The 21138-nt window shown below is 41.7% G+C and carries 18 protein-coding genes; 5 read left to right on the forward strand and 13 right to left on the reverse strand.

From position 1 onward, the window contains the following. Positions 1 to 58: 58 nt before the first annotated feature. On the forward strand, positions 59 to 1597 hold the full coding sequence (locus E5N72_RS16670; protein ID WP_135926135.1) for a sulfotransferase: 1539 nt from the start codon (positions 59 to 61) through the stop codon (positions 1595 to 1597). Here the strand turns inward: E5N72_RS16670 and E5N72_RS16675 are convergent. From E5N72_RS16675 to E5N72_RS16715, 9 genes are all read right to left on the reverse strand, one after another. Beyond that, positions 1572 to 2411 (reverse strand): sulfurtransferase, encoded by an 840-nt coding sequence (locus tag E5N72_RS16675; protein WP_135926136.1) that lies wholly within the window; start codon positions 2409 to 2411, stop codon positions 1572 to 1574. The two genes, E5N72_RS16670 and E5N72_RS16675, sit on opposite strands and share 26 nt — an antisense overlap. Then, positions 2411 to 3574 carry a capsular biosynthesis protein gene (locus E5N72_RS16680; RefSeq protein WP_135926137.1) on the reverse strand — a complete coding sequence of 388 codons (1164 nt, stop codon included), beginning with the start codon at positions 3572 to 3574 and terminating at the stop codon, positions 2411 to 2413. The genes E5N72_RS16675 and E5N72_RS16680 overlap by 1 nt, the downstream gene beginning before the upstream one ends. 77 nt (positions 3575 to 3651) lie before the next feature. Beyond that, positions 3652 to 4044 carry an adenylyltransferase/cytidyltransferase family protein gene (locus tag E5N72_RS16685; protein ID WP_135926138.1) on the reverse strand — a complete coding sequence of 131 codons (393 nt, stop codon included), beginning with the start codon at positions 4042 to 4044 and terminating at the stop codon, positions 3652 to 3654. Further along, positions 4041 to 5108 (reverse strand): CDP-glycerol glycerophosphotransferase family protein, encoded by a 1068-nt coding sequence (locus tag E5N72_RS16690; protein ID WP_135926139.1) that lies wholly within the window; start codon positions 5106 to 5108, stop codon positions 4041 to 4043. The genes E5N72_RS16685 and E5N72_RS16690 overlap by 4 nt, the downstream gene beginning before the upstream one ends. An 86-nt stretch (positions 5109 to 5194) precedes the next feature. Further along, positions 5195 to 5611: a group 1 truncated hemoglobin gene (locus E5N72_RS16695; protein WP_135926319.1), complete on the reverse strand. Its 417-nt coding sequence runs from the start codon at positions 5609 to 5611 to the stop codon at positions 5195 to 5197. A gap of 2 nt (positions 5612 to 5613) precedes the next feature. Beyond that, entirely contained in the window at positions 5614 to 6447 is an 834-nt protein-coding gene (locus E5N72_RS16700) for a DUF3034 family protein (RefSeq protein ID WP_135926140.1), read from the reverse strand. Further along, complete coding sequence (locus E5N72_RS16705) at positions 6434 to 8749, reverse strand: EAL domain-containing protein (protein WP_135926141.1); 2316 nt, start codon at positions 8747 to 8749, stop codon at positions 6434 to 6436. Before E5N72_RS16705 ends, E5N72_RS16700 begins: the two co-directional genes overlap by 14 nt. Continuing rightward, complete coding sequence (locus E5N72_RS16710) at positions 8742 to 9389, reverse strand: methylamine utilization protein (protein ID WP_135926142.1); 648 nt, start codon at positions 9387 to 9389, stop codon at positions 8742 to 8744. The genes E5N72_RS16705 and E5N72_RS16710 overlap by 8 nt, the downstream gene beginning before the upstream one ends. Before the next feature lie 166 nt (positions 9390 to 9555). Beyond that, complete coding sequence (locus E5N72_RS16715; RefSeq protein ID WP_135926143.1) at positions 9556 to 10662, reverse strand: phosphoribosylaminoimidazolesuccinocarboxamide synthase; 1107 nt, start codon at positions 10660 to 10662, stop codon at positions 9556 to 9558. A 217-nt stretch (positions 10663 to 10879) separates the two neighbouring features. Between E5N72_RS16715 and E5N72_RS16720 the strand changes: the two genes are divergently transcribed. From E5N72_RS16720 to E5N72_RS16735, 4 genes are read left to right on the forward strand one after another with little or no spacing between them, the layout of a single operon-like run. Further along, a complete protein-coding gene (locus tag E5N72_RS16720) occupies positions 10880 to 11953 on the forward strand; it encodes a CDP-glycerol glycerophosphotransferase family protein (RefSeq protein ID WP_240704532.1) in 1074 nt (357 codons plus the stop codon). A gap of 16 nt (positions 11954 to 11969) precedes the next feature. Next, complete coding sequence (locus tag E5N72_RS16725; protein WP_135926144.1) at positions 11970 to 12668, forward strand: ABC transporter ATP-binding protein; 699 nt, start codon at positions 11970 to 11972, stop codon at positions 12666 to 12668. Then, positions 12655 to 13959 carry an ABC transporter permease gene (locus E5N72_RS16730; protein WP_135926145.1) on the forward strand — a complete coding sequence of 435 codons (1305 nt, stop codon included), beginning with the start codon at positions 12655 to 12657 and terminating at the stop codon, positions 13957 to 13959. The genes E5N72_RS16725 and E5N72_RS16730 overlap by 14 nt, the downstream gene beginning before the upstream one ends. 8 nt (positions 13960 to 13967) lie before the next feature. Next, positions 13968 to 14456 (forward strand): DUF3299 domain-containing protein, encoded by a 489-nt coding sequence (locus tag E5N72_RS16735; protein WP_135926146.1) that lies wholly within the window; start codon positions 13968 to 13970, stop codon positions 14454 to 14456. A 35-nt stretch (positions 14457 to 14491) separates the two neighbouring features. On the opposite strand, the gene E5N72_RS16740 is transcribed toward E5N72_RS16735, so the two are convergent. From E5N72_RS16740 to mutM, 4 genes are all read right to left on the reverse strand, one after another. Beyond that, entirely contained in the window at positions 14492 to 15889 is a 1398-nt protein-coding gene (locus E5N72_RS16740) for an efflux transporter outer membrane subunit (RefSeq protein WP_135926147.1), read from the reverse strand. Then, on the reverse strand, positions 15882 to 19019 hold the full coding sequence (locus tag E5N72_RS16745; protein ID WP_135926148.1) for an efflux RND transporter permease subunit: 3138 nt from the start codon (positions 19017 to 19019) through the stop codon (positions 15882 to 15884). Before E5N72_RS16745 ends, E5N72_RS16740 begins: the two co-directional genes overlap by 8 nt. 2 nt (positions 19020 to 19021) lie before the next feature. Next, on the reverse strand, positions 19022 to 20248 hold the full coding sequence (locus E5N72_RS16750) for an efflux RND transporter periplasmic adaptor subunit (RefSeq protein WP_135926149.1): 1227 nt from the start codon (positions 20246 to 20248) through the stop codon (positions 19022 to 19024). 74 nt (positions 20249 to 20322) lie between these two features. Next, on the reverse strand, positions 20323 to 21132 hold the full coding sequence (gene mutM / locus E5N72_RS16755) for a bifunctional DNA-formamidopyrimidine glycosylase/DNA-(apurinic or apyrimidinic site) lyase (RefSeq protein WP_135926150.1): 810 nt from the start codon (positions 21130 to 21132) through the stop codon (positions 20323 to 20325). Positions 21133 to 21138 lie beyond the last annotated feature (6 nt).

The raw sequence follows: 21138 nt of genomic DNA on the forward strand, positions 1-21138 counted from the left end.
TTTTAGGCAGGGCTTTTTAATAATTAAGTATTCTGGTGAATTGATATAATATGCGCTTATGCTAAATGATACCCAACAAGCGCTTCGCGCTCATATCCAACAGTTGTTAAGCAACAAGCAACTAAACGATGCACATTACCTACTTGTGCAGCGCCTAAAGCAAAATCCTGAAGACCACGTTTGTTACTTTTTACTCAGCGAAGTTAACACCGCAGCTGGTGATATCAACAAAGCGATTAAACTCCTTGAAAAAGCGCTAAGCCTAGCCTCTTTTGCGATTTACCATTTAGCCCTTGCCAAGTTATACGTACTGTTAGGCAAAGTAAGTAATGCAGCTGTGCACTATCAAAGCGCGTTGCAAACAGCTGACTTTAGCGCCGCTGACTTTGATACATTAGCTAATATTGCCACCCGTTTAGGGCATTATGACGACGCTCTTAACTTGCAAAAAGCAGCCTACCAACGCAACAAGGATAACCTACAAATTAGCTATAATTTGGCGGTGTGTTTTAAAATTCACGGACTGTTCGATGAAGCTAAAAGCTTGTTACAGCAACTAACTACAAAGCAACCTCGCTTTTATCAAGCCCACTATTCGCTGGCTGAACTCAATACTGTTCTAGATGCAGAGCAACATATTCAAAAACTACAAACTTTGGCGGATAAAGAAAAAAGCATTGTTGAACAACAAGTGTATTTTCATAGTCTTGCTCTTAATTATGAGCACCTCAATGACTACAAAAATGCATTTAAGTACTTTGCACTAAGTAAGCAAGTCATAGCAAGTAAACTTAACTATCAAGCAAGCCAACACCACCACTTTTGTCAAAAGCTCATTACGCAAAGTAAGCAGCAAGTACTTGCAAGAAGTGACTCTGAGTTCTCGCCTGTTTTTGTTGTTGGTATGCCCCGCTCTGGCACAACCTTAGTTGAAAAAATCCTTAATCAAAGTACACAGCTACGAGGTATTGGGGAATTAAATGATATTGCGCAATTGATACAACACGCCACGCAATCAGCTCGTGTGATTGATAGCGAAATGCTTGATAAAGCTTATTCATCAACCGCTGTAACTAAAGCACTCGCTAGCTATCAGCAAAGAGCACAGCTGCTGAGTGATGGCCTTATAAGTTGTGATAAACAGCCATTTAACTTTTACTATATTGATTTTATTTTAGCGGCATTTCCTAATGCTAAAATCGTTTGTATGCAACGGGAGTGGCGTGATTGCAGCATTGCCAATTTTAGGCAGATGTATAGCCCGCAAAGTGTGTTTCATCACTACAGCTTTACACTTGAAGATATAGCCTCATTCCATCAAGATTACTTGGCTTTAGTCAGTCATTTTGCCAACAAGTATCCTGAAAACGTTTTTTTACAAAGCTATGAGCAATTAGTGGCCGAGCCTACCCAACAAACTCAGAAGCTCTATGCGTTTTGTGATTTAAGCTGGCAGGAAAACTGCCTAACTTTTTATAAAAACAATGCAGCATCAGCCACCGCGAGTAAAAAACAAATTCGCCAGCCACTGAATAAAAACAGTATCGGCAGCTGGCAAAATTACGCTGAGTTTATTGATGCGGGCCTGTTTCAATAGGTAGGTCGTGACGAGCGCCCCATTCACTCCAAGAGCCATCATAAACACGTAAGTTAGCGTAACCGCATTCATCGGCACACAATGCTATTGCACAAGCGGTCACACCCGAACCACAGCTAAATTGCAATTGGGTATGATGCGGCGCTATATGTTGCTCAAATAATGCCTGCAACTCGCTAAGCGGTTTAAGCTCACCATCATTCAATACGGTTGACAGCGATAAACAACGACTATTAGGAATATGACCACTGCGCATACCTTCACGCGGCTCAGCTTGCTCTCCTGTAAATCGAGCATAAGGGCGTGCATCGAGTGTTAGTGTGCTTTGCTCATCAAGTGAGTTAAGCACTTGCTCAGCACTAATAAAGTAATCAGCACGCGGGCTTGCAACAAAATTGCCTTGCCCAGAAGCAGCTGAATAGCTTGCTTGTGTTGCAAAGCCAAGTGCCTGCCACTTAGCTAAACCGCCACTTAAAACTTTTACGTTATCAAAACCCATGGCTTTAAACATCCACCACGCACGCGCTGAACTGAATAAGCCTTGGTCTTCATAAATTACAACCAGTGAGTCTTGGTTAACCCCCGCAAACTGCATATGTTCTGTAAACTGCTCGCTACTGCACATCATACTTGGTACAGGGTTAGTGCTATCTGCCAGCGTATTTTTAAAATCAAAACGCTGTGCATTAGGTAGCATTGCTTTAGGCGCATATTCCCCAGACAGGCCAGGACGCACCATTCCGGCATCAAAAATAACCAAATTATCGTGGTTTAAATGCTCGTTAAGCCACTCTGGCGAGACAATGTTTTTCATTAACTTTCCTTTTGCGATAGCTGTACAAATGTATCTTGCTGAGTTAAGCGCTTTTCGACCGCTTCAACATGCTCAGTTGTACATTCTTTCCAAACACCGGGCAAGCAATACACATGCTTTAAGTAGGTAAAAAATTTATCTCTTACAATACTATTTGCTTGCCAGCCATTTTGTAGTTTTTCTAAGGACTTAATCAAAGTAGCTTGATCACTGGCGTGTAGTACAAGCTCATCAATGTTGTAACAAGCAAGTCCCAAGGTAATCACTTGTTTATCTAGTAATAAGGACTCTAAGCCGACTGTCGAGTTAATTGTAATTACTGCCTCAGCGCCATTGATGAGTTCTCGAGTACAGTTGCCATTTGCAAAAATTGCAACGTCGTCTTTGTCGTACAAGTGCGCATAATGCTTATGCCAAGATGGGTGTTCTTTAAATACAACTTTAAGGTTTGGATCTGCTAATTCTCTCACCGAGGCCACAACTGCATCATATAACGCTTCCATTGATTTTAACCAAGGTGAATAACATGCTATCTGTGTATCATGAGGCACTTGAAAAGGCACAAAAAGATACCTTTCGGGCAGCTCAATAGCATCAAATTGACAACGCTTTTTATGATTTATACGAGGGATTAACTCAGGAGCTGAAAATGGTAGCTGTTTCGCTTTGTCGAAATTCAAATAAAACTGACTGTTTCTTGGCAAAGATGCAGCATAGTTAATACCACTCGGATCTAAACTAGTCGTGCCCGGTAGCAGCCCATTTTCATAAAAATAAGTAGTCAGTCCTAGCTGTTTAGCAGCCATACATACTGTGATATTTGGCAGCTTATTACCATTCCAAATTACCAGAGCTTCGGGTGACTCTGATTTAAGTAAATCATAGTACTTAGCAAAGCGGCAGCGCTCTACACATAACATAAACATCGTATAAACTTTTATGATTATTGCATTACGCCACAAGCTATTTCGCGCCTGCTTGCGTAAAAGTTGATTTGCAATAACTTTATTAAAGTCAACTTGCGACGCTTTTTTTAGGTATTTTAAAGCGCCTAATCGCGGTACGCCCATAATATGCAGTGTGCAATTGAAGGATAGTTGTTTAATTAATTTTTTATAATAGCGTGCATGTACATTGCTGCGAGAGATAAAAATAAAAGCCATATGAGAAAATCTTAAAACCTAAATTAGAAAGAAGATAAATGTGCATATAGCTATTATGTTAATTTTAGATGACAGTATTATGGCTGCCTTACGACCTCAATTATTTCTGTAGTCGATATAGAAGGGGTTCGCGTTAAATAAGTCACATCGCAAAGATGTTTAAATTGATCGAAGCGTCCTGCCCAATCATCGCCCATAACAAGTAGGTGAGCTTGATGATTTTTAATATATTCGCCTTTTAGTTCAAGAGAGTGTTCGACAAACACTTCATCAACACACTTTAGAGAACTAATAATTTTCAGTCTGTCTGATTCACTATATACAGGCTTACGACCCTTTTTAGTTTGATTTAGTTCATCAGAAGATACTCCAACGATTAAATAATCGCCCAAAGCTTTTGCCCGTTCCAAAATATTAATATGACCCACATGGAAAATATCAAATGTTCCAAACGTTATTACACGTTTCATTTATGCTCCTCTAAATAAGATACTATTCTTTTAGCTGAGCGACCGTCCGTTTTACCCGCTAGTTTATTAATAATGTGTTTTCTTGACTCTTTAAACTCTGCTGTCTCACAAAAATCGGAGTTAAGTATAGTTTGCAACTCGTTATAGTCTCCTGCCCGTGAGCAAAGCTTGTTGAAGTATTTAATATCTTCATCTAATCGAGATTTAAGTCGGAATGAAAAAATACCACGATATGACCAGCGTAACTTATAAAAATCACACCATACGACAGGCTTTTCAAGTGCTGCAAATTCAAATATGGCTGATGAAGCATCAGATACCATAATATCAGCGATTGCTAAAAAAGGCGTTAGATCAAAGTCATGCTCATTCGCTACATAAACATTTTTAAACTCTGACCATCGCTGAAGTTTTGTTCGCTGCTTTTTGTACTTTTGTTTAAACAAGCTAAAGAAGTGCGGCTTAATGATGATATTAAACTTCTCACAGTGTGCAGGAAAACTGTCACTCATACACTCTATCGAGCTTGGATAAAAAGTAGGGGCATATAAAAGTGTTTTTTTACTAGGGTCTAACCCTAAGCGACTGAGGTCAATATGACTCATTGTTTGGTTGAAAATAGGATCTAATTTGGCGTAGCCACTATCAACAAAGTTACCGTCTGGGTATAACGCTTGGAGGCGCTGCAACCTGTGCTCTCCCTCAACAAAACGTACCGTTGTTTTATTATGCGATACATCATAATAACACTGCTTGGGGCCAATACCATGTTGCATCAACGCCGTTTTCTTATTGAGCTGCTCAGCCCCGGCAAAGGTATTACCAAAAATAACCCAATCTGCGTCTGAGTTTTGATAGAAAGAGAAGGTTTCCTCTTTATTTGTTAACCAAAACGCATTAATACCCTGTTCTTCTATAAACCTTTTACATGCAGCCAAACTGCGTGCATCTTGATTTTCATAGAAAACCATCGACACTTGGTGACCATTTGATAACAACTCCTTTAATACAGGGGTGTACTGCGGAATGTAATAAAGATGTTGAACATCAAAGTATAGTTGCATTTTTTACAGCTTTATAGTTGATAATGCCGGCCATTGTACATAAATTACATTTTTGTTTCAGCCATCAATAAAAAGTTTGTTAAAAGCTAAATATTAATGACTTCAGGGCGAAGGGGTGCTAAACGGCTTAAAATCTTGTTTTGCACTGTTTGCGGGATCTGTTGCTCATCCATCGCGTTTATTAATAGTTCAACAACTCGATTAAAATCTTTTTCAGTGATATGCATGCCAGTATGGATATCGACCATGCTATCACCTTGATACTCACATGGGCCATTGGTAACACTGCACAAGTGGATAATGAATCCTTGACGAAAGTGTGCAACATTCGTTTGCTTAAAATAAGGCAAAATATCAGCATCACGGCCTATTTGATTGATAAAACTATCGACCAGACTTTCAATACCTTGTTGGCCGCCTATCTGCTGATAAACGGTGTTATTACTTTTGCCTGCACAACCAAGAAAAGTAATACAACACACTAGAATAAAAAGACGTTTCATCATTACCAATACCCTGTTACAGAAAGATACCAACCAGTTTGGTCGTCAGCACCAGCTATACGCCCTAAATCGAGCCACGCAGCTGTTACACTTACATGTTTATTAGGAAACCAGGCAATAAACACATCCTGCCAATCTTGCTCCCCTAAGCCAAGGTTGTTGGATTTTTCACGATACTCAACCCCTACAGCTAATTGGTGCGTTAAAAACACCGCTGTCGATGCTTCAAATAATACCTCTTTATCGCTATCAGCACCGCCAAAGCCTAACAAACCTAGTTGATTCGCATCGCTGTAGCGAAAGGTGGTATTCCAAAACCAGTTGTAACCTGCAAGAGCGCCCAAGTGCAACTTGCTGGCAGCTAAGTAGATATCAGTACCGCTGGTGTCTTTTGCACCTAATAGGTTTGCAATACTCCCATCATCCAATGATTTATGTTGTACACCCAAGCTCAACTGTGGCCATTTACTGTAAACAATATCGCCATAGACACGTACTTTTGCGCTAGTAATTGATTGCTCAATATCGGTATTTAATGCTGGAACTTCAAAGCGCTGCTCCGCGTAGCTAAGCTCCACACGATCATAAAAGTTAACTTGTGCACCACATACATCTAAGCTGTAATCACTCACATCTGCACGGCTACAAAAACCATTGATGGCTATTTCGTTATCGCTTGCATAGCCCGCAAGTTGCGCCCAAGGTACGATACCGCCGCCAGCGCTGCCTTCAACTTGCGATACGCCTGGTGTTGCTAATAATTTTCCTGAAGCTGCGTGTCCCGTACTTGCAAAGGCTAAAAGAACTAAGCTAAAAAACCCATTAAGATGCTTCATTGTATACCTCTAACCACTGCAAAAATTGCTCTGATTTTAGTGGTCTACTCAAATAGTAACCTTGTGCATAATCACACTTCATGTCTATCAATAAGTCTAGCGATGGTTTATTTTCAACACCTTCAGCTACAACAGAAAAACCTAACTGGTGGCCTAAGTTCACCGTTGACTCAACAATAAATTGATCTTGCTTCGATTGATCGAGTTGTAAAATAAAACACTTATCCAGCTTTAACTCATCAATAGGTAGTAGCTTCAAGCGCCCCAATGAGGTTTGCCCAACGCCATAGTCATCAAGTGATATTTTTACACCTAATGTTTTTAAGTTTTCTAGCGCTTTAATGCCTTGCTCTTCATTTTCGATCATGTCGCGCTCTGTTAGCTCTATCGTGATCAAATGGCCACTTAAATTATGTTGTTCTAGCTGTTTTGCTAGGTGCGAATAAAAGTGAGGATAGGCAATATCTTGTGCAGAAACATTAATAGCAGCTTGCATCGTAATCCCTTGCTGTTGCCACTGTGCAACTTGCGAAACCACGGTCTTCACAACCCATGATGTCAGCTCAACAATAACACCCGACTGTTCTGCTAAGTCGATAAACAACTCTGGAGACACCCATTGACCGTCTTTTCGCTGCCAACGGATCAGCGATTCAACTTTATCAATACGCTGTGTTTTAATATTTAGCTTAGGTTGATAAGTCATAAACAACTGACCGTCATCATCCAATAATGCCTGCTTTAATTCATCAATAATCGCTAAACGCTCAAGGTGTTCTTCATCTTCGCCTTCTTGGTAATAATGAATGGCTTTGTGCTCACAAGAAGCGGTGTCAACCGCAATCAATGCTCGTCTCATTAGATCTTCAGGACTGACACTTTGTGAAAAGCAATGCACAACTCCTACACTAAAGCGTAACGTGATGTTTAAGCTTTGAATTAAATAACCCGCTTGTAATTGTGCAAGCATCTTCATGACAGCATCTTTAAACTGCCCGGTATCTCTTGCTGGTAGAATGGTTAAAAACTCATCCCCCCCAATACGTGCGTTCATTCCTTTTGAGTGCGCTGCAAATTCGGCAATACGTTGTGCAACCGCTTTTAAACAATCATCGCCAATACGTGGTCCTAACTTATCATTGATATGACGTAAGCCACGTATATCGATTGCAACCAGCGTGTATTCTGCACCTTCTTCAAATAATGACTCCATTGCTTCTAACATCGCAGAGCGGGTTAAAAAGCCCGTTAAAGAGTCATGACTTGCTTGAAAACTTATTTGCCGCTCACGCTCTTTTATGTCATTACCCATGTTATTAAATGCATCAACTAAGGTAATGATTTCTGTACTTTGCTTATTACCTACAAACTCAGCTTTATAGTTTCCAAGCGCAAATTGTTGTGCCAGTGAGGTGAGCTTTGATAAGGGAGTGGTAAGGTTTTTTGCTAATATGCCACTAGTAAGCACACCTATTACAACCGTTATGGCAGCAAGAATAATAATAGTAAAAAACAGCTGCTCAAATTCTCGGTAACTATGAGTAAGATCTGCACTTAACAATACAGAAACTAAATGTCCTGGTAGAGAAGGTAACTGCACAAGTCGATTACGATAAACGGGCTTTTCACCAAAAATACGTTGTGTTGTTTGCGTATTAAAATGCGCTAATACTGAGTTATTTTTTGGCTGCTCTGCCAGTGATGTTTCAACCACACCATCATCTTCGCCAATAAAACTAACATCCATCGTGGTGAGATTTTTTAGCTCTTCAGCCACAAGGTCCGTGATTTCAAATCCCACTAAACTATATGCCACAGTACGAGGAGCTCGAACTGGCAATAAAATGACCTGATAAAGCGTTTTATCTAACACAATGAAGTTCGATTGATCAGCATTGACCATAAGCTGATTCATTAATGGGGTAAATTCACTAGGCGTATGATTAAAATCAGTATTTGCGGAAATTAATTGCCCAGATAAATCAATTAGCATCATCACATCAGCATTTATGCGACGACTGTGATTATTCAACACACTACTAATTGTGTCTGCGTCTTGAGTAGCAACCGCTTGCTTAAACCCAAAATCAGCGGTCAACACTTTTGCAGCTGTAAGTAATAAACTTTCTTTAGCACTTAGATACTGTTTAAAAACATTTTCAGCAACATTAATGTCTTCAAGTAACTTTTGATCATTAAAGCGATTCGCTGACCACCAGGAACTTACCAAGCTAACTAAGCTAGTCAAAAGGACTAGGCTCACACACAATGCAATGATGCGCCCTCTTAAACTATTAATCATTGTTGCCCTTAAACATTTCACCAAATGTGTTTCGTGGTGCAGGTTCTTGAACGTTAATGCTTACATCTTTGCCTTGCTCAGATAAGGTGACTGATTGCTTTTTAGTGAGCGGTGTTAATTGATTAGGATGCCACACAGTAAAGGTAGTAGGTAAAGTCACGCCGTTAAGAGTCACTTTGCCATCAGCTGTGGTTTTTATGACTTTGTTCGAATTTGCCACATAGATATACCCCACCATTGAGTCATGAATATTACAACCCAGCACAACAACACCTGGGTCTTCAAAGCGCTCCGGCTGCTCTGGACGGTCTGAATATAATTTAATATCAAATACTTTACTGTGCTTGAATGAATATACATGGTGGCGAATGTTATCACTGTTAGGAAAGTCCACAGACTGCCCTGGTTGGATCACTAAAACTGACGGTGAGAATTGTTTATCTACCTGATCCATTATCGCTACTGGCAAGGATTGCGGTGACGAATGTGCTGAACTTTCAAGCTCAATAACGGCGTTAGCTAAAGGCTCTCCAGATTGATCACGCACAACAAACGAAAGATCTGCAGCGAATAAGTTTATAGAGCTGAAAAATATTGCAAGACCACACACAGCGCGAGCACAATGCGCAAAAATCGACATAATTAGATCCTTGCTTAGCTTAGTTAGCTAATTAGTATAGGTTAATCTTAGTTTAAGTTAATGACTAGAAGCGTTAAAAGCAAGAAAAAGCCAAGCTGTTTTCTTAGAAAAAAGCTTGGCTTTAGTATTATTGACCTAGCAAATTGCTAAATCTGATTGATAAAAGTTAACCGTGCTTAATTAAGCCGTACTCTTTATCTAATATCGCAATGACCTCACTACGAGGATCAGCTGGAATCGTAATTTCTTGACCAATTATTTTGCTGGCAATGCCAACATAGGTATTAGACACTTCAAGCATCACAGATTCTGGCAATGTGTAATCTTTTGCTAACTGCTCACGCTCATCCATGCGGTCTTTATTTAATAACACGTCGCTGTCTGGCACGTTATTAATTAATAACTGACGGAAACCCTCTTTTGAGTTTTCAATAATTTTACCGTCACGATAAGCAGGGCCATCCCAAATGCGTGATGAATCAGGTGTACCCACTTCATCGATGTAAATAAGCTTATCTGAGCCATCAATGTCTTCAACATAACCAAATTCAAACTTAGTATCGACAAAGATTTGGTCTAGCTGTGCAAGTTCATCACTAATCAGCTTAAAGCCCTCAACAAGTAATTGCTCGTATTTAGCGACATCGTCTTCAGACTTAAAGTTAAAAACAGCTAAGTTATTCGTGATGTTTTCACGCGTGATATTCACATCATCAACTTCTGGAATATCAGCAACACCGCGGATAATACCTTTGGTTGATGGCGTAATTAACACTTCATCTAGCTTTTGGTTCGCTGCTAGTCCCTCAGGTAAATCAATACCACAGAAATTACGCGTACCTTTAGCGTAATCACGCCACATGCTACCCGTAATATACTGACGAGCAATCGCTTCTACTTTAACCGTACTCGCTTTACGGACAATCCACACATATGGATGAGGAATATCAACAATGTGATTACCTGCAAGGCCTGCTTTATCAAATAACTTAAACCAATGAGATGCCACTGAGTTCAGTGCAATCCCTTTACCTGGCACGCCATTTAAGCCGTTTTCACCTTGCCAAATACAATCAAACGCTGAAATGCGGTCAGAAATAACCATAATAGCCAGCTCAGTACCTTTTGGAACTTGGTACCCTTTTTCACTAATTAAACGAGCGCTGTCTTCATCAGTTAACCAATAAACTGAACGCACTTTACCACTATGAACCGCACCTTTTGTACGGATCGGTAAATCATCGTTTACGTCTAAAACTTTATAGCTAGTCATGCTATCTCCGATAGTATTTGGCATGCTCCTGTGAGCACATGTATGGGATTGGGGTTATGGCCGCCTATAATAATCCAGACGTGCTTAAAGCTCAATCATTGCCCGGTTATCTGCGCATAATCAAGAACGCTAAACACAATAAATAATTCACGATTCTGTAATTTTGCTGTCATAACCGCGATTTCGTTATAATATTGTCTCGCAATAGGAGGTGTTCTTGGATTATTTAGCAGCTACAGCAGACAAAAAATACTTAATGTATATTTCTCAAAACTACTCTTACGCTATTTTGCGCCCTTTACAGAAAGAGATTCTAGCGCGCGGAGGCGAAGTAAAATGGTTTTTAGAGGGTGATGAAGTTAATCCTGACTTTTTGCACTCTGATGAATCTTGTCTCACTTCAATTGAATCGGTAATAGATTGGAATCCGGATATTTCTTTTATACCTGGCAATATTATTCCAAACTTTATACCCGGTAAAAAAGTAGCTGTTTTTCATGGCTTTAACTCAGGAAAGTTAAATCGAAGAGGATATGAAGATCACTTCAATATAAGAGGTTGTTTTGACTTATATTGCACTCAAGGCCCAAATACGAGTAAAAGATTTTCAGAGTTAGCTAAAGCACATGGCTTTTTTATAACCAAAGAAACAGGTTGGCCAACTCTTGATCCGTTATTTTCGAAAATGGCGAACAATCCATACATAGATGAAAGCGATCAAAGGCAAACGCTTTTAATTTGTTCAACATTTTCTCGCAACCTATCTCTTGCCCCTAAATTATACGAGCAGATAAAAGCGTACAGTGAGCAAGGAAAGTGGCGTATTTTAATGCAGTTTCACCCGAAAATGCCAAGCGAGCTTGTTGCGAAATACAAAGCGCTTCAAAATGAGAATCTTACCTTTGTCGAGACCGATAATGTATTACCGCTATTACAAGCGGCAGATGTCATGCTATGTGATACCTCGTCTATTTTGTTGATGTTTATCTTACAAAGAAAGCCTGTTGTCACTTTCTGTAACCAAGCACCTGGCGAACACCTAATAGATATCACTGATGCCGATAAGCTAACTGAGGCGATAGATTATGCCTTTACACGACCAGCTGAATTAATGGAAAAAATTGAGCAGTTTTGTAAACAGCTTCACCCTTATCAAGACGGCTTATCGAGTCAACGTGTACTTGCTGCAAGCAATGAATTACTATTGAGCAATCCAGCACTTAAGCCAAAACCACGTAACTTTATTCGTAACTTTAAGATGCGCAAAAAATTAAATTACTGGCGATGGTAACAATTGATAGGTCGTTATGATCACGCTTGCAAACGTGCTATTCAAGTGGCACACAAAACAACCTGAGCCGACGATCAATATTTCTAAATTAGATATTGATCAAGGCGAACATGTTTTTCTTCATGGTCCAAGCGGCTGTGGTAAATCAACCTTATTATCACTGCTCGCTGGTGTTACTATTCCTAATCAAGGTCGTATCGAATTACTTAATAAAGCGATAAACGAGCTTAGCAACAGTCAACGTGACCGTTTTCGTGCCGACCACATAGGGTATATTTTTCAAAGCTTTAATCTATTACCTTATTTATCCCCTATTGAAAACGTAACTTTAGGATGCCAGTTTTCAAAACAAAGGCAAACAAACGCATTAAAAAATAGTGCAACATTAGCAGCAGAGGCAAGCCGCTTACTCAGTGCTTTAGGGCTAAATGATTCCTTGCAACATCAAGCCGTTGCACAGCTTAGTATTGGTCAACAACAAAGAGTTGCTGCTGCGCGTGCTTTTATAGGCAGCCCTGAAATTATCATTGCAGATGAACCTACCTCAGCACTCGATACACAAAATCGCCAAGCCTTCGTAAAATTATTATTTGAGCAAGCAAGCGCGGCAAATAGCACGCTGGTGTTTGTCAGTCATGATGAAACACTACAAACATTATTTACTCGTAGTATCAGCCTTGTCGAGTTACAAGGAGGCACACATGCTACTCGTTAAACTCGCCGCGAAAAGTTTATTAAACCGTAAAGCCAGTGCCCTACTCACGTTATTTACGATAGCAATTAGCGTTATGCTACTGATGTCGATTGAGCGCGTTCGAGTCGATGCCAAAAGTAGCTTTAGCAATACAATTTCAGGCACTGATTTAATTGTTGGCGCACGTACCGGTGACATCCAACTACTGCTGTCTTCAGTATTTCGTATTGGTCATGCTAACAATGGCGTGAGCTGGAAAAGTTACCAATACATCACAGGGCAACGCGGCGTAAAATGGGCTATTCCTATGTCGCTTGGCGACAGCCACAAAGGCTTAGCTGTGCTTGGCACAAATAAAGACTATTTTGAGCACTATCGCTTTGCTAAAAAGCAACCGTTAAGCTTTTCACAAGGTCATGAATTTAATCACTTGTTTGAGGTTGTGTTAGGTGCTGAGGTTGCCAACACCTTAGGCTATCAGCTTGGCGATGAAGTGGTGATTGCACACGGCATGGGCAATACCAGCTTTCATAACCATGACGATAACCCATTTAAAGTGGTTGGTATTTTAAAAGCAACGGGGACGCCTGTTGATAAAACCCTACATATTCCACTGGCAGCAATTGATGAGATTCATGGCGGCCATGCTCATCAACATCAACCCGCTCAGGCTGATGCAAATGACCACGACCACGACCACGACCACGACCACGACCACGACCACGACCAGCATGATGATGTTGATTTAGTGGGTACACCAAAACAAATAACCGCTTTTTTACTTGGTTTTGACTCTCCGCTTTATACCTTACAAGTGCGTCGTAATATCAACCAATACAAAGATGAAGCACTGCTTGCCATTATGCCGGGCGTTACCTTGCGTGAACTTTGGGAAATGCTTTCTATCGTGGAAAAAATCTTGCTGTTATTTTCTATTGTCGTGGTACTGATCAGTTTACTTGGCATGTTAACGAGCCTGCTTTCAAGCTTAAATCAACGCCGCAGAGAGCTTGCTATTTTACGCTCTGTTGGCGCACGGCCTTGGCATATTTTCACCTTGATCAGTGTCGAATCGTTACTCATTACAGGGCTTGGCTGCATTGTTGGCACCGCATTGTTCTATGCTTTAATGCTACTCGGCGCAGATTACTTGCAAAGCCATGCCGGAATAAGCCTAAATATAGCTTTATTGTCATCCTATGAACTTATGCTCTTAGCTGCGATAATGGTCGCAGGCTTTATTGTTGGGTTAATTCCTGCAACCCGTGCGTATTTCTACTCTCTTGCTGATGGTATGAGTATTAAAATTTAAGGAATGTTATGCCGTTTTTTCGAAAACTCGTCGCTTTAGTCACATTATTTGTGTGCGCTACAGCCAATGCTGGCGCACCAAAAGAAATTTTCTGGGAAGATTTAATTCCCAAAGGTCATGTCCAAATCGACACCCAAGCACAAGCAAACCATGAAGGTAGCGAGCAAAACTGGGTGCAACCAGACCTTGATGCACCTGTGGTGAAAGAGCTTGATGGAAAATCAGTGAGTTTGCCTGGTTTTGTGGTACCACTAGAAGGCGATAGCGAAGTGATCACCGAGTTTTTACTAGTGCCTTATTTTGGAGCGTGTATTCACGTACCACCACCGCCACCAAACCAAATTGTGCATGTTACTATTAAAGGCGGTGTGCCAATCGAAAGCCTGTACGATGCGATCGTAGTGACAGGCGTTATCAGCACCGAAACCTGGTCTGGTGAAATTGCTCAAGTAGGCTACAAGATGAAAGCCGTTGGCGTAGCACCATTTGAGTTATAAGTTTTTAAAGAGCATGCTTTTGCATGCTCTTTAAATTAATCCACTACTTTTTCTTTTTCTAATTCCTGTTCGCTCAATTCATACCATCCGCCACCAAGGGCTTTATAGAGTGTTGCTAGGCTTTGCAGACGGTCATTCTTTGCCTGCGATAACGCTATTTCTGCCGAAAATAACTGCCGCTGGGCATCCATTAAGTCAAGTGAACTGGCAACACCATTGCTATACCTAAGGCGTGCTAAGCGGTAGTAATCTTGACTACTGAGCACCAAGCTTCTTTGCGCATCATAGCTTTGCTCTGCCGACTGGTAGTTCGATAACTGATTGCTCACTTCTTGCAGTGCCACCAGCACTGTTTTTTGGTATTTGATACTTGCCTGATAAGCCCGTTGTTCCGCAACTGTTAAATTTGCCTGATTGCGGCCCATATTAAATATTGGCATTAACAGCTCTGAGCCCAACAACCAAACCTGCGAATTACTGGCAAGCAAATCACTAAAATCAGTACTTTCACTTCCAAGCTCAGCATACAAATTAAGTTTTGGAAATAACGCCGCTTTTGCGACCCCAATCTCAGCCATTGCAGCTTGCCATTGATACATTGCTTGTTGCACATCTGGTCTACGCTTTAACAGCTCGCTAGGTAACCCTGTTGGTAGTTGCTTAGGAAGGGTTTGCACAGATAATTCATTACCCCCTTGCACATCAGCATTGGCATCACCAATTAAAAACTTTAACTGATTAATAATCCGCCTTTCACTGTGCTGTAATGGCGGGATCTTCACCTTTGCTGATTCTAACTCTACTTCAGCTTGGCGTTGTTCTAGCCCTGAAATAATACCGCCTTTTTTACGAATACGCGCAATTTCAAGCTCTTTCTCACGAAGCTTAATTGTACTTAGGCTAATTTTTAATTGCTCTTCTACTTCTTTAAGGGCAAAAAACTGCTGCGCCACATCAGCAATCAAGGCGAGCTGCAAGGCATTTCGGGCTTGCTCTTGGCTATAATAATTTGCCAGTGCGGCTTCGCTTGCGCGCCGGTTGCTGCCAAATAAGTCTAGCTCCCAACTTAAGTAACCTTTTAAATCAAATGAGTTTTCAGGGCTACTATTAAGCTCTTCTTCTCGTTCTGAGGTAAGCCCTACGCTTACATCAGGCCATAAAGCGGCATCGCTAATCCGATATCGAGCTCGCGCTTCGATAATTTTCGATTGCGCAATTAACATATCTTGATTATTGACCAGCGCTTGGCTAATCAGTTTTTGCAAATGTGGGTCGCTATATATTTGCTTCCAGCCAGCTAAAGCTTCAGACTGTGGCGTTGCTGCGGCCCCCATAAAGTTAGTGACTTTGCTATGCTCAGGCACTTCAAAATCAGGGCCAACAGCACAGCCTTGTAAGCAAGTAAAACAAAACAATGGCAACAATTTATGCATCAACTTGCTCCTTTGATAACACTTTAGAGGCGGGTGCTTGCTGTTTTTTCACAAAGCGTGCCGCGGTAATAAAAAACAGTGGCACTAAAATGATGCCAATAGAGCTTGCCAGTAACATCCCCCCTAAAATAGGCATAGAAACCGACTGCCGACCAACTGCTCCGGGGCCAGAGGCAAGTACTAACGGCAAAACGCCAAGCACAAAAGAGGCTGCGGTCATTAAGATGGGTCGAAAACGAGAACGGGCGGCTTCTATTGCAGCATCAACGGCATTCATACCTTCTTGGTAAAGCTGATTAGCCACTTCAACAATCAATATAGAGTTTTTCGCTGCAAGGCCTATCAATGCAATAAATGCGACTTGAAAAAATAAGTTGTTTTCATGCCCCGTCACCAAGGTCAATATAGAGGCCCCTAACATGGCAATAGGGCTGATAAGTAATACCGCAAATGGTAATGCCCAACTTTCATAAAGCGCTGCTAAAAACAAAAAAACAAACACAATAGCCAAACTCACCGCAATGCCTAGTTGACCGGATGAGCGAATTTCTTGATAAGTTAAGCCTGTCCATTCATAGCCAATATTTGTTGGTAATTTAGCCACTTCCTCTTTAATTACTTTAATTACGTCACCCGATGCATAGCCAGTAGCTGGTGACACATTCACCATGGCACTGGTAAACATATTAAAGCGATTTATCGCAGACGGACCGGTTGTTAGATTAAGCTTAGCAAGCACATTTGATGGCACCATAGCGCCATTTTTAGAACGCACATAAAATTCGTTGAGGTTTTCTGGGCGTGCTCTAAATTCATCTTCAGCTTGAACTTTAACCCGATAAACTCGGCCAAATAAGTTAAAGTCGTTAATTGTTGATGAGCCAGTAAGCACTTTCATTGTGCTGTAGACATCGGCAATCGGCACCTCTAATGCCATGGCTTTTTCTCTATCTAACTCTAAAAACAGCTGAGGTACTGAGCCACGCAGTGAACTACTTGCTTTAGCAACTTCAGGGCGGTTATTTAAATTTGCCAGTAAAACCTCAAGCGATTCAACTAGGCTTGTTAAGTTGCCTCCTGTTTTTTCTTGTAGTGCAAACTCAACGCCAGAGCCCGAACCAAGCCCTGCCACAGCTGATGGTTGAAACACATTAAACTCAGCATCGGGAATGGCATACAGCTGCTTACGTATATCATTCATCACACTTGTGACCGTAAATCCTTGCTCCGCACGCACTTGCCAAGGTTGTAAAATCACCTCCATTTGACCATGCGATTGCGCACTACCAGCACGGCGGTTTTCACCCGCGAGAGTGAACGAATAAGCCACCCCCGCATGGTTCATAACAAATTGGTTTGCTTTGCTTATTACTTCATTGGTACGTGAGACCGTTGCCGCATCTGGCAAGGTAATATCAACAAAAAAGCGCCCTTGATCTTCTTGCGGCATAAAGCTGCTTGGTAGTTGGCTAAACATAAAATAGCCTCCTACTAACATAATAAAAAAGGCAATGTAGCTGCGCTTTGCTTTTGCACAGCTAGCCTTTACGAGCCAGGTGTATTTTTCGCCAATACCTTCAAGCCAGCTATTAAACTTAACAAAAATCTTATTATTTGAGGGGATACTAGGTTTTAAGAAAATCGCACATAAAGCGGGGCTCAAGGTCAAAGCAACTAAGGTTGATATGAGCACGGCAACGGTAATTGAAATCGCAAATTCACGGTACATAATGCCCGTAATACCGGCTAAAAACGACACCGGCACAAACACTGCCGCAAGTACTAAAGACGTTGCTACTATGGCACCTGAAAGCTCTGTCATGGCTTGTTTAGTGGCAGCAACTACCTCCATATTTTGCTCATTGATCAGTCGCTCAACACTTTCGACCACCACAATCGCATCATCAACGACGATACCGATTGCCAAAACCATAGCCAATAAACTGACATTGTTGATGGTAAAACCAAATGCAGCCAAGGCGATAAAAGTACCAATTATCGACACTGGCACAGCTAAAGCAGGTATCAAGGTCGTTCGCCAATTTTGCAAAAATAAGTACACCACTAAAATCACTAAAACTAGTGCTTGAATAAGGGTATTGATCACCTCATTAATCGACAGCTTGATGAACTCAGAGGCATCATAAAAAAGCTGCCATTTCACTCCCTTCGGAAAAGCCGCGCTCAAGCGCTCCATCTCTGCCTTAACACGCTCAGTAACCGCTAATGCATTAGAGCCTGGCAACATATAAACCTGTAAAATAGTGGCTGGTTGTTCATTGAGTTTTGAGTTTAAGGTATACGCAGAGGAAGCCAGCTCAACCCTTGCGACATCCCGCAAGCGAATCATCGAGCCATCACGATTAACTCGCAGCATAATATTATTAAACTCATCAACCTTATTAAGCCTTCCTTGCGCTCGTACCGGAAAGTTAAGTTTAATGGCATCTTTCATAGGTTGTGCACCTATCTCACCGGCAGCGGCCTCTTTGTTTTGTGCTTTGATTGCTGCACTCACATCATTCACGGTTAATTCATAGCCCGCTAAAATGTCAGGTTTTAACCAGACCCGCATAGCATAAGAGCGCGAGCCGGTATTACGAACTCGCCCAACCCCTGGTACGCGCTTTAAAGCCGCTTCAACATTAATGCTGGCATAGTTACTCAAGTAGATTTCGTCATAGCGAGGGTCATCAGATGTCAGCGCTAGCTTCAAAAGCTCGACTGAGCTTTCATTAGACACTGTCACCCCTTCAGTTTGCACATCAACAGGTAAATTACTGCCAGCTTGGCTTGCTGTATTTTGCACATCTACAAGGGCGAGATCTGGGTCAGTGCCAACATCAAAAGTAAGTGTGATCCCAACACTCCCCGAGTTAGTGGCCTTTGACTCCATATACAACATGTTTGGCGTGCCATTTAATTCTTGCTCAAGTGGAATAGCTACAGATTCAGATGCGGTTTCGGCGGTTGCTCCCGGAAATGAAGCCGACACTTTAACCGATGGCGGGGCGATATCGGGGTATTGATCAATTGGCAAAGTAAAAAGCGAGACCAGGCCAGTGAGTAAAATAACTAGCGAAATAACAATGGCAAACACCGGGCGCTTAATAAAAAAATGCGAAAACATAATTAAACTCCCTGCGCTTTATTTTTATCTTCCTGTTTTGCAGGTTTATCTGGGGCGAGCAGTTGATGATCGGCGTTTGGGGTTAGTTGATGCTTTTCAAACTCCTCGAGTGAAATCGCTTTCACTTGTTGGCCATGACGAATACGATGCAAGCCTTTAACCACGACTAGTTCACCCGCACTCAAGCCACCGCTGACCACAATACCTTGCTCACCATAATGCTCAACAACAATAAAGCGCCGCTCTATCGCACCTGAATCAAGCACCACCATCACATAAATACCACCCTGTTCAACTTGTGTAGCTTCCTCAGGGACGACAATGGCGTTACTGATCTGCGACAACTTTATGCGCGCTTTAGTATATTGGCCTGGTAATAATTCACTGTCGGGATTGGGTAATTGTGCCCGTACTTTAAAGGTGCCTGTTTTCGGGCTAATCTTAGGGTCAGTAAAGCTCACATCACCCCAGTAGCGATATTCGCTGCCATCTGGCAAAGAAATACGCACGAATCCTTCAAGCGCTTTACCTTTTTGTTCGGCTTGTAGCTGATCCATCAAACTATTCATACGGCGTTTTGCGTTTAAGTAATCCAGTGCCGACATATTAAAATTAACGTAGATAGGATCTATTTGCTGAATAGTGGTTAGCAAAGAAATACCGTTAGTGCCGACTAGCGCACCTAAATCAGCTTCAGAGCTACCTACCATGCCACTAATTGGCGCTGTAATGCGGGTATATTCGAGTTCGAGCTTCGTTTCTTCAAGCTCTGCTTGGGTTGCTGATAATGACGCTTGCGCTTGCTCTTGAATAGAAATAGCGTTGTCGTAGTCGAGCTGGCTTGCTGCATCTTGCTCGTAAAGGGGTTTTAAACGAGTTACATCCCGTTTGGCTTTAGCCAACGCTGCTTGGTCTTTTTGCAGCGCCGCTTTAACGCGATTAAGCTTGGCTCGGTAAGGTCTATCGTCGATGGTATAGAGTAAATCCCCTTCATCAACCCAGCTTCCTTCGACAAACTCAACACTTTCTACAAAGCCTGTGATCCGCGCGCGTACTTCAACATCCAGCGACGCATCTGTGCGTGCCACGTAGTTTCCGTATAATGGCACATCAAACTGTTTGACCTTAGCAGTAACAACTTCTTCAATTACCTCGTTTGGTTGCTCTTTTGAGCAACCAACAAGCACCATTACCAACACATATCCTATGAGGTATTTGTTTAATAGCATACAACCTTCTCATTCCTTAAGCCTGTCTCTATCTTGCTATCTGTTGCAATACTACATAGATGAGGGATTCGTTGTTATTTTTGACAATTAGAGCAGTACACTGTGCTTCTTTGTCCTAATCTAATTTCTTTTAATGGCTCCTCGCAATTAACACATGGCTCACCTTTGCGGCCATACACCAGTAATTGCTGGGCAAAATAACCTGGCTTACCATCACTTTGAGCAAAATCTTTTAACGTTGTGCCGCCTTGCGTGATGGCTGCAGCGAGTGTCTCTTTAATAATAGGCACTAATTGCTGATAACGCTGCAAAGAAACCTTGCCAGCTTCTCGCTTTGGATGGATCCCCGCTTTAAATAACGATTCGTTAGCGTAGATATTACCTACACCAACTACCACCGCGTTATCCATAATAAACTGTTTAATCGGTACTTTTTTATTTCTCGATTGTTCGTAAACTCGCTGTGCCACAAACTCATCTGTTAATGGCTCTGGCCCAAGCTTACTCAGCAAAGTATGGCATTCACCTGGCGCCTGCCATAAACAAGCACCAAAGCGACGAGCATCGTTAAGCCGCAACGCTTTACCTGAGGCCAAAATAAACTCAATATGATCGTGTTTTTTCAATGGTTCATCTGCATTAACAACACGCAAATTACCCGACATCCCCAAGTGCAAAATAACACTACCGAGCTCACAGCCGAGTAGTAAATATTTTGCTCTGCGCTCAATTGATGTCACTTTGAGGCCTTGTAATTGATAGACATCATCCGGCACAGGCCAACGCATACTGGCGTTATGAATATTTACTTTGGTCACTGTTTGGTTAAGCACATGCGGCGTTATTCCCAAACGGCTAACTTCAACTTCTGGTAATTCAGGCATCTGTGA

The organism is Pseudoalteromonas sp. MEBiC 03607, assembly GCF_004792295.1.
Lineage (GTDB): Bacteria > Pseudomonadota > Gammaproteobacteria > Enterobacterales > Alteromonadaceae > Pseudoalteromonas > Pseudoalteromonas lipolytica_C.

What these genes read in the sequence shown, in the direction of transcription:
- E5N72_RS16675 (WP_135926136.1), bottom strand. Translation starts at nt 2,411, where the DNA reads ATGAAAAACATTGTCTCGCCAGAGTGGCTTAACGAGCATTTAAACCAC.
- E5N72_RS16735 (WP_135926146.1), top strand. Translation starts at nt 13,968, where the DNA reads ATGCCGTTTTTTCGAAAACTCGTCGCTTTAGTCACATTATTTGTGTGC.
- E5N72_RS16725 (WP_135926144.1), top strand. Translation starts at nt 11,970, where the DNA reads ATGATCACGCTTGCAAACGTGCTATTCAAGTGGCACACAAAACAACCT.
- E5N72_RS16715 (WP_135926143.1), bottom strand. Translation starts at nt 10,662, where the DNA reads ATGACTAGCTATAAAGTTTTAGACGTAAACGATGATTTACCGATCCGT.
- E5N72_RS16740 (WP_135926147.1), bottom strand. Translation starts at nt 15,889, where the DNA reads ATGCATAAATTGTTGCCATTGTTTTGTTTTACTTGCTTACAAGGCTGT.
- E5N72_RS16730 (WP_135926145.1), top strand. Translation starts at nt 12,655, where the DNA reads ATGCTACTCGTTAAACTCGCCGCGAAAAGTTTATTAAACCGTAAAGCC.
- E5N72_RS16695 (WP_135926319.1), bottom strand. Translation starts at nt 5,611, where the DNA reads ATGAAACGTCTTTTTATTCTAGTGTGTTGTATTACTTTTCTTGGTTGT.
- E5N72_RS16670 (WP_135926135.1), top strand. Translation starts at nt 59, where the DNA reads ATGCTAAATGATACCCAACAAGCGCTTCGCGCTCATATCCAACAGTTG.
- E5N72_RS16690 (WP_135926139.1), bottom strand. Translation starts at nt 5,108, where the DNA reads ATGCAACTATACTTTGATGTTCAACATCTTTATTACATTCCGCAGTAC.
- E5N72_RS16680 (WP_135926137.1), bottom strand. Translation starts at nt 3,574, where the DNA reads ATGGCTTTTATTTTTATCTCTCGCAGCAATGTACATGCACGCTATTAT.
- E5N72_RS16750 (WP_135926149.1), bottom strand. Translation starts at nt 20,248, where the DNA reads ATGCTATTAAACAAATACCTCATAGGATATGTGTTGGTAATGGTGCTT.
- E5N72_RS16705 (WP_135926141.1), bottom strand. Translation starts at nt 8,749, where the DNA reads ATGATTAATAGTTTAAGAGGGCGCATCATTGCATTGTGTGTGAGCCTA.
- E5N72_RS16710 (WP_135926142.1), bottom strand. Translation starts at nt 9,389, where the DNA reads ATGTCGATTTTTGCGCATTGTGCTCGCGCTGTGTGTGGTCTTGCAATA.
- E5N72_RS16685 (WP_135926138.1), bottom strand. Translation starts at nt 4,044, where the DNA reads ATGAAACGTGTAATAACGTTTGGAACATTTGATATTTTCCATGTGGGT.
- E5N72_RS16745 (WP_135926148.1), bottom strand. Translation starts at nt 19,019, where the DNA reads ATGTTTTCGCATTTTTTTATTAAGCGCCCGGTGTTTGCCATTGTTATT.
- mutM (WP_135926150.1), bottom strand. Translation starts at nt 21,132, where the DNA reads ATGCCTGAATTACCAGAAGTTGAAGTTAGCCGTTTGGGAATAACGCCG.
- E5N72_RS16700 (WP_135926140.1), bottom strand. Translation starts at nt 6,447, where the DNA reads ATGAAGCATCTTAATGGGTTTTTTAGCTTAGTTCTTTTAGCCTTTGCA.